The sequence below is a fragment of the Empedobacter sp. R132-2 genome (assembly GCF_030324375.1).
Classification (GTDB): domain Bacteria; phylum Bacteroidota; class Bacteroidia; order Flavobacteriales; family Weeksellaceae; genus Empedobacter; species Empedobacter falsenii_B.
Window position 1 is genome coordinate 36,980 of the sequence record NZ_JACAGG010000024.1, and the last position, 6,444, is coordinate 43,423.

Annotated in this window: 10 protein-coding genes; 5 read left to right on the forward strand and 5 right to left on the reverse strand. The window is 29.3% G+C overall.

Features of this window, described 5'->3' with window-relative positions:
- Positions 1-3: 3 nt before the first annotated feature.
- Positions 4-363 (forward strand): hypothetical protein, encoded by a 360-nt coding sequence (locus HXZ69_RS11130; RefSeq protein WP_286496000.1) that lies wholly within the window; start codon positions 4-6, stop codon positions 361-363.
- On the opposite strand, the gene HXZ69_RS11135 is transcribed toward HXZ69_RS11130, so the two are convergent.
- Genes HXZ69_RS11135 through HXZ69_RS11155 form a run of 5 tightly spaced genes read right to left on the reverse strand, consistent with a single transcriptional unit; the run spans position 358 to position 3,658 of the window.
- Positions 358-483: a hypothetical protein gene (locus HXZ69_RS11135; RefSeq protein WP_286496002.1), complete on the reverse strand. Its 126-nt coding sequence runs from the start codon at positions 481-483 to the stop codon at positions 358-360. The genes HXZ69_RS11130 and HXZ69_RS11135 overlap by 6 nt on opposite strands.
- Positions 484-511: 28 nt before the next feature.
- Positions 512-1,288, reverse strand: coding sequence for a hypothetical protein (locus HXZ69_RS11140; RefSeq protein ID WP_286496004.1), 777 nt, complete (start codon positions 1,286-1,288; stop codon positions 512-514).
- Complete coding sequence (locus HXZ69_RS11145) at positions 1,281-2,069, reverse strand: hypothetical protein (RefSeq protein WP_286496005.1); 789 nt, start codon at positions 2,067-2,069, stop codon at positions 1,281-1,283. Before HXZ69_RS11145 ends, HXZ69_RS11140 begins: the two co-directional genes overlap by 8 nt.
- The gene (locus tag HXZ69_RS11150; protein WP_286496006.1) at positions 2,062-2,856 is read right to left on the reverse strand and encodes a hypothetical protein; all 795 of its coding nucleotides are present in this window, start codon (positions 2,854-2,856) and stop codon (positions 2,062-2,064) included. Before HXZ69_RS11150 ends, HXZ69_RS11145 begins: the two co-directional genes overlap by 8 nt.
- On the reverse strand, positions 2,849-3,658 hold the full coding sequence (locus HXZ69_RS11155; RefSeq protein ID WP_286496007.1) for a hypothetical protein: 810 nt from the start codon (positions 3,656-3,658) through the stop codon (positions 2,849-2,851). Before HXZ69_RS11155 ends, HXZ69_RS11150 begins: the two co-directional genes overlap by 8 nt.
- A gap of 198 nt (positions 3,659-3,856) precedes the next feature.
- Between HXZ69_RS11155 and radA the strand changes: the two genes are divergently transcribed.
- From radA to HXZ69_RS11175, 4 genes are all read left to right on the forward strand, one after another.
- Complete coding sequence (radA, locus tag HXZ69_RS11160) at positions 3,857-5,221, forward strand: DNA repair protein RadA (protein ID WP_125349136.1); 1,365 nt, start codon at positions 3,857-3,859, stop codon at positions 5,219-5,221.
- 71 nt (positions 5,222-5,292) lie between these two features.
- The gene (locus tag HXZ69_RS11165; protein ID WP_286496008.1) at positions 5,293-5,670 is read left to right on the forward strand and encodes a CD225/dispanin family protein; all 378 of its coding nucleotides are present in this window, start codon (positions 5,293-5,295) and stop codon (positions 5,668-5,670) included.
- A gap of 4 nt (positions 5,671-5,674) precedes the next feature.
- Positions 5,675-6,085: a DUF2752 domain-containing protein gene (locus tag HXZ69_RS11170; RefSeq protein ID WP_125349134.1), complete on the forward strand. Its 411-nt coding sequence runs from the start codon at positions 5,675-5,677 to the stop codon at positions 6,083-6,085.
- Between the two features lie 5 nt (positions 6,086-6,090).
- Entirely contained in the window at positions 6,091-6,381 is a 291-nt protein-coding gene (locus HXZ69_RS11175) for an acyl carrier protein (RefSeq protein WP_286496010.1), read from the forward strand.
- Positions 6,382-6,444: the final 63 nt, after the last annotated feature.

Genomic DNA, 6,444 nt, shown 5'->3' on the forward strand with positions numbered 1-6,444 from the left:
AAAATGTTAGACGAAAGAGATTATTTTTCACGTTTTGTAAATGCTTTATTAGAAAGTATAGAACGTTATTTACATAATCCTAAAAGTATTTCCGAAGAAGAAATTCAATTCGATTTAACTAAAATATCTGCGTATTTTGAGAAAGAACATCAGATTAATCTTCTTTCAAATCCTAATTTCATAGATAAAGACTTTTCTGTTGAAGAATTGGAGTTATTGATTTCTTTCTATTATTTACAAAATATTCATTTTCAATTAGAATCAAAAGAAATTACATTAAAATTAATTCAAAAATATAATCATCAATCTCAAGTTTTTAGTTTGAAAATAAATGAAATTCAAGTTTATTTTGAAAAATTATAATCCAAACTTTCTATTCCAAAGTTTTACCATTTTATTGATTTCCCAAGGATTTATTTTATAAAATATTTTCATCACTACAAAGAAAATAATATTGACTAACAGCACAAAAAGTAATTCCATAACGAATAAGTTTTATTAAATATACATTTTATTTCTTTATCATTTCCAAATATTTAGGTGCTTGTTCCTCTAAAATTTCTGTGATTTTATCGTATTTATTTTCTTTTACGAGTTTTTCTAATTCAAAATTCGCATAGCAATAACGCATATATTCACTAACTTTATTTTCTGGAATATTTAATGTTTCGATGAAATAATTTGAGGTGAAATAATTCTCTAAATCCTTGATTTTATCTACCTTTTTGAAATATTTATCTACTTTTTTAGCTTCTTTCTTTTGTCCTGAAATCATAGCTATCCAATTAGAAGGATCCAATAATCCATTATTATTCAACATCGAAGAAGCATAAGGATCAATTTTTCTGAAACGCAAATTAGGATCAAAACCCAAGTTCAAATTATCATATAATTCATCTACTTTTCCGTGTTCTAACTTGATGTTATTCTTAAAATTTCTGTCCAACGTATTAATTCGCGCTTCAGCAAGTTCAATCGTTTCAATATTCAAATGAATCGTCAGCATTCCTTTTGCTAAAATATCCGAAGTAATTTTGATTTTTCGTTCGATATAAAAATCATGTGTAATCACCAATTCATCTCCCACAGATGCTTTGATCGAAAACATTCCATTTTCGTTTGTCAACACTCTAGCATTAGTCATTTCGTTCACAATCAAAATATGATCCACAGCATCTTGTCCAACAACACCATCATCAATTACCACTTTTCCAGTAATCAAAGTTGTTTGTGCAAATGTAAAAACGCTCAACAAATTCAATAATATAATGTAATTTATTCTACTCATTTTTCTTCATTTTTGCTAAATAAATCGGCGCTTGTTCTTCAATTATAAAAAGAATTTCATCAAAATTATTATCTCGCAACAATTTCGGAAAATCAAAATTTGAATAACAATAATCTAAAAACTCGTTTATTTTTCCTTCTGGAATTTTCAAATCATTCACAAAATAATATGTCGTAAAAAATTTATGCAACGCCGATAATTGATCTTCTTTCACAACTTTTATTGGACCTGGATTTTTCACTCGCTTTTTTGGGTTTTTGAACACATTTAACAATCCAAGTAAATTAACTCCTCCAACCTGTTTAATCGTTCTATTGACTCTTTCTTCATCATGTTTAAGATTCAGTTCCGCTTTAAATTCTAGAGAAGTAAAACCCGCTTCATCATTCAATTTTTCTTGAAATGATTTCTCTTTTCCCAAATTTTTGAGCGAATTTTTATCTAATTTCGAGATATTTGCTTCTTTCAATTCTATCACTTCAATATTTACATGAATCGTCACAAAACCTTTCGTAATCATAGTTTCCGAAACTTTCAATCTTCTTTCTTCAATTCCTGTATATTTTATTAACAATTCATCATTCAAATTCACATTTATCGAAAATAAGCCAACATTATTTGCTTTGGTTCTAACTTTAGTCGTTAAATTTTCAATCGAAGTTCCTTCCAAATCAATAACTTCTTCTGCATCATCCACAATAATTTTTCCTGTAATTAAAGTGCTTTGTGCTTGAAGATAACTTGATGAAATGATTAATAAAAAGAATAAAAATTTATTCATATTCGATTGTTTTTTGGTTGATAGTAGAAAGATAATTTGGTGCTTGTTCTTTTAAAATTTGCTTTATTCTATTGAAATTTTTCTTACGAATTAACTTGTCAAAATTATTTGAATAATAACATGTTCCAATAAAATCCATAATTTGACTTCTCGAAAGTTTCAACTCTTTGATGAAAAAAGTTTCACCTATAACACTTTTCAAATCAATAATTTTCTCATAAGTAGAAATCCTTCTTTTATCTAAAATTCCTTTTCCATTTGGTGTTTTAAATAATTTCACGATTTCCAATAAATTACCTGCATATGGATTATCTTTTCGATGAAATGCCGCCCAATTATGTCTCTCAACAACAGTTTTTTGAAATTCCTTATCATTAACACCAGTCGCATCAACAATTTCTTTGGAAGCAGATTTATTTTTTCCCAATTTGTTAAGTTTATCTATATTCAATTTCGAGATATTCGCTTCTTTCAATTCAATCAGTTCAATATTAACATGAATCTCCACAAAACCTTTCGTAATCATAGTTTCCGAAACTTTCAATTTTCTTTCTTCGATTCCCGTATGTTTGATTAACAATTCATCATTCAAATTCACATTTATCGAAAATAAACCAACATTATTTGCTTTGGTTCTAACTTTAGTCGTTAAATTTTCAATCGAAGTTCCTTCCAAATTAATAACTTCTTCTGCATCATCCACAATAATTTTTCCTGTGATTAAAGTGCTTTGTGCTTGAAGATAACTTGATGAAATGATTAATAAAAAGAATAAAAATTTACTCATGTTCGATTGTTTTTTGGTTGATAGTAGAAAGATAATTTGGTGCTTGTTCTTCGAAAATTAAAGTGATTTTATCATAATTATTTGCTTTTAAAAGTGGTTCTAACTTAAACTGAACAAAGCAATAATGAATAAAATCAAGAATATTTCCTTTCGGAATTTTCAAATCATGTGCAAAATAATATTCGGTAAAATAATCTTTGAGTTGAATGATTTTATCATATTTATCAAGGTTTTTCTTTTTCAGAAAATGTTTATACGTCTGCACTTCTTTGTCCGAATATTGCTCTATCAAACCCATCACATTTTCATAACGAATGGGAACTCTTAATTTTCGAAGATATTCCGAAGCAAAATAGGCTTTCACCATATCATTTTTAAACTCTTCATTAATACCTAAACTTTTATTGATTTTTTCGCTTTGCGTTTCTTCTTTGCTAATATTTTCTTTCCAATTCTTTTTAAGCGGTTTTATTTTCGTTTCGGATAATTCTATCACTTCAACATTTAGATGAACGTCTATAAAACCCTTTCTAATCATTGATTCAGAAATCTTAAGCTGACGTTCTTCAATTCCAATTTGTTTGAAAAGTAAAACATCGTTTGGCTGAACTCGAATCGAAAAAAGACCTTTTTCATTTGATTTTGTTCGTGCATTTGACGTTAAATTTTCGATTACAAAATCATCAAGATTAACGATTTCATCCGCATTATCTACCATAATTTTCCCCGAAATTAAAGTCGATTGTGCATTGACAGAAATACAAAAAATATAAAAAAAGCTAAGAAATAAAGTTCTTTTCATTGGCATTTTAAAATATGATTAAAAATAATCGAGAAAATAATTGAAAATCAATATTTAACTCAACTTTATCTAAAGTTGATAATTTGTTAAAAAAGTAAATTATTGTTAACGTTTTTTGATTATTGTATTAAAATTTTTCACACTTATAACTCCATATCTTGTCGCGATAAAACATTATTTTTGTCTAAATTTGAAGCTATGGCTAAAACAAAAACTACATATTTCTGCCAAAACTGTGGCACGCAAACCGCGCAATGGATGGGACAATGCAAAAGTTGTGGCGAATGGAATACCATTGTTGAAGAAATTGTAGACAAAGGCGACGAAAAAAAATCGTGGAAAGATAAATCGGACAAAAAAGAGAAAACGTTTGCCCTGAATATTCGCGAAATAAATCCATTAGGAGAAATAAGAATTTCAACGAAAAACCAAGAATTAGACAGGGTTTTAGGTGGTGGAATTGTTCCTGGATCAGTGATTTTGGTTGGTGGAGAACCTGGTGTTGGAAAATCGACATTGATGTTGCAAGTTGCCTTAAAGTTAGATACGATTAAAATCTTATATGTATCTGGAGAAGAATCTGTTTCGCAAGTAAAACTTCGTGCCGAACGAATCGGAATTGAATCGGATCAATGTTTTATTTTACCCGAAACTAATACACAAAAAATATTTGCGCATGCCAAAGAAATTCAACCTCAACTGATTGTTGTCGATTCTGTACAAACGCTTCAAACCACTTATGTAGAATCATCTCCAGGAAGTATTTCGCAAATTCGAGAAACAACTTTTGAGCTGATTCAATACGCAAAAGAAACCAACACACCGATTATTTTAATTGGTCATATTACGAAAGAAGGTGTAATTGCTGGACCAAAAATTTTGGAACATATGGTAGATGTTGTGTTGCAATTTGAAGGCGATCGCAACCATATTTATCGAATTTTACGTGCAAACAAAAACCGTTTTGGCTCGACTGCAGAAATCGGAATTTATGAAATGCAAGGAGCTGGTTTGCGTGAAGTCACAAATCCGTCAGAAGTATTAATTACCAAAAAAGATGAATTACTAAGCGGAAATGCAATTGCAGCAACTTTGGAAGGTGTTCGCCCGATGTTGATTGAAATTCAAGCTTTAGTTTCTACTGCTGTTTATGGAACTCCACAACGTACTGCGACTGGTTTTGATGCCAAGCGATTGAATATGTTGCTGGCTGTTTTAGAAAAACGCGCTGGTTTCCGATTGAATATGAAAGATGTTTTCTTGAATATTACAGGCGGAATTCGTGTGGATGATCCTGCGATTGATTTGGCTGTTATTGCAGCAATTCTTTCATCAAGCGAAGATTCTGCTGTTCCAGACAATTGTTGTTTTGCAGGAGAAGTTGGTTTAAGTGGAGAAATAAGAGCTGTAAATCGTGTTGAACAACGTATTACCGAAGCTGAAAAATTAGGTTTTGATGCAATTTTTGTTTCAAAATACAATAAAATAAAAGATACTGATTTTGGAATTAGAATCGTCAGAATATCAAAAGTAGAAGATTTATATCGAATGTTATTTCAATAGAATATTAAATATTTTATTAAATTTATTTAAACATTTTTTCTATTTTTATTCGAAACTAAAAAAACATTATTATGGATTATTCTAGCCAATCTAATCAAGATTTTAATCAACCACAACAATCTTCTTTTGAAGAAATTAAACCAAAACCAGAAAACAACCTTGTTTTAGCAATCATCGGAACTATTTTAGGGCTTTGTTCTCCTTGTTGTATCGGTACTATTGTGGGTATTATCGCGATTGTTTTTGCAAATCAAGTGAATACAAAACACAATATTGGTGATTATACAGGAGCTGAACAAGCTGCTAAAAATTCTAAAATATTAGCTTACGTTGCAATTGGCTTAGGTGTAATTGGTGTTATTATAAATGTTGTGATGTTAATTACAGGAGGTATGGATGCTTATATGGAGCAATATAAAAGTATTTTAGAAAGCTCTAACGGAAATTAATCATATGATAAAACGGATTTTGGTTTATGGACTATCAACACTTTTACCCATTTTGGTAATTGTCTATTTTTATAGTTATTACAGCAACCAAAGTCCGTTTTCTATCAAATGTATGTTTCATGAAATAACAGGTTTATGGTGTCCTGGCTGTGGCGGTCAACGTGCTTTTTCCTTACTTGTTCACGGACATTTTTTACAATCGTTACGATACAATCTTATTTTGCCTTTTGCACTTTACATTTGTGTACAATTGTATTATGCGATTATTGAAAATATTTTTTTAGGCAAACCAATGTCAGGCAAATTACATCTTCCCGAAAGTTTTGCTAGAAATTTCTTAATCTTCCTTTTGGTTTATTCTATTTTGAGAAACATTCCTCTTTCACCTTTTATATATTTAGCACCAGAAAGTTAGAAAATATGGGATTAGATACTGTTGAATTAATCATGGAATTTGAAAATCATTTCAATATTCGTTTTAAAAATGAAGATATTCAGCAAATAAGTCGAGTTGGGGAAATTTCAAACCTAATTTGTCAAATGATTGATATTACTTCCGAAAACAAAGAAGAATTTAATTCACTTTATGCTTTATTTCAGGATTATTTTGGAAATCATATTCAACTAGCAGATAAAATATCAAATTACTTACAAATAAATAACTTTCAAGATTTAAGCAATTTTTTAAATCTAAAAACAATAGCGTCCTAAATAAATTTAGGGCATAAAATATCCACCCACTTTAGTAGGATACAAGCTATAGTTGGACAAAAT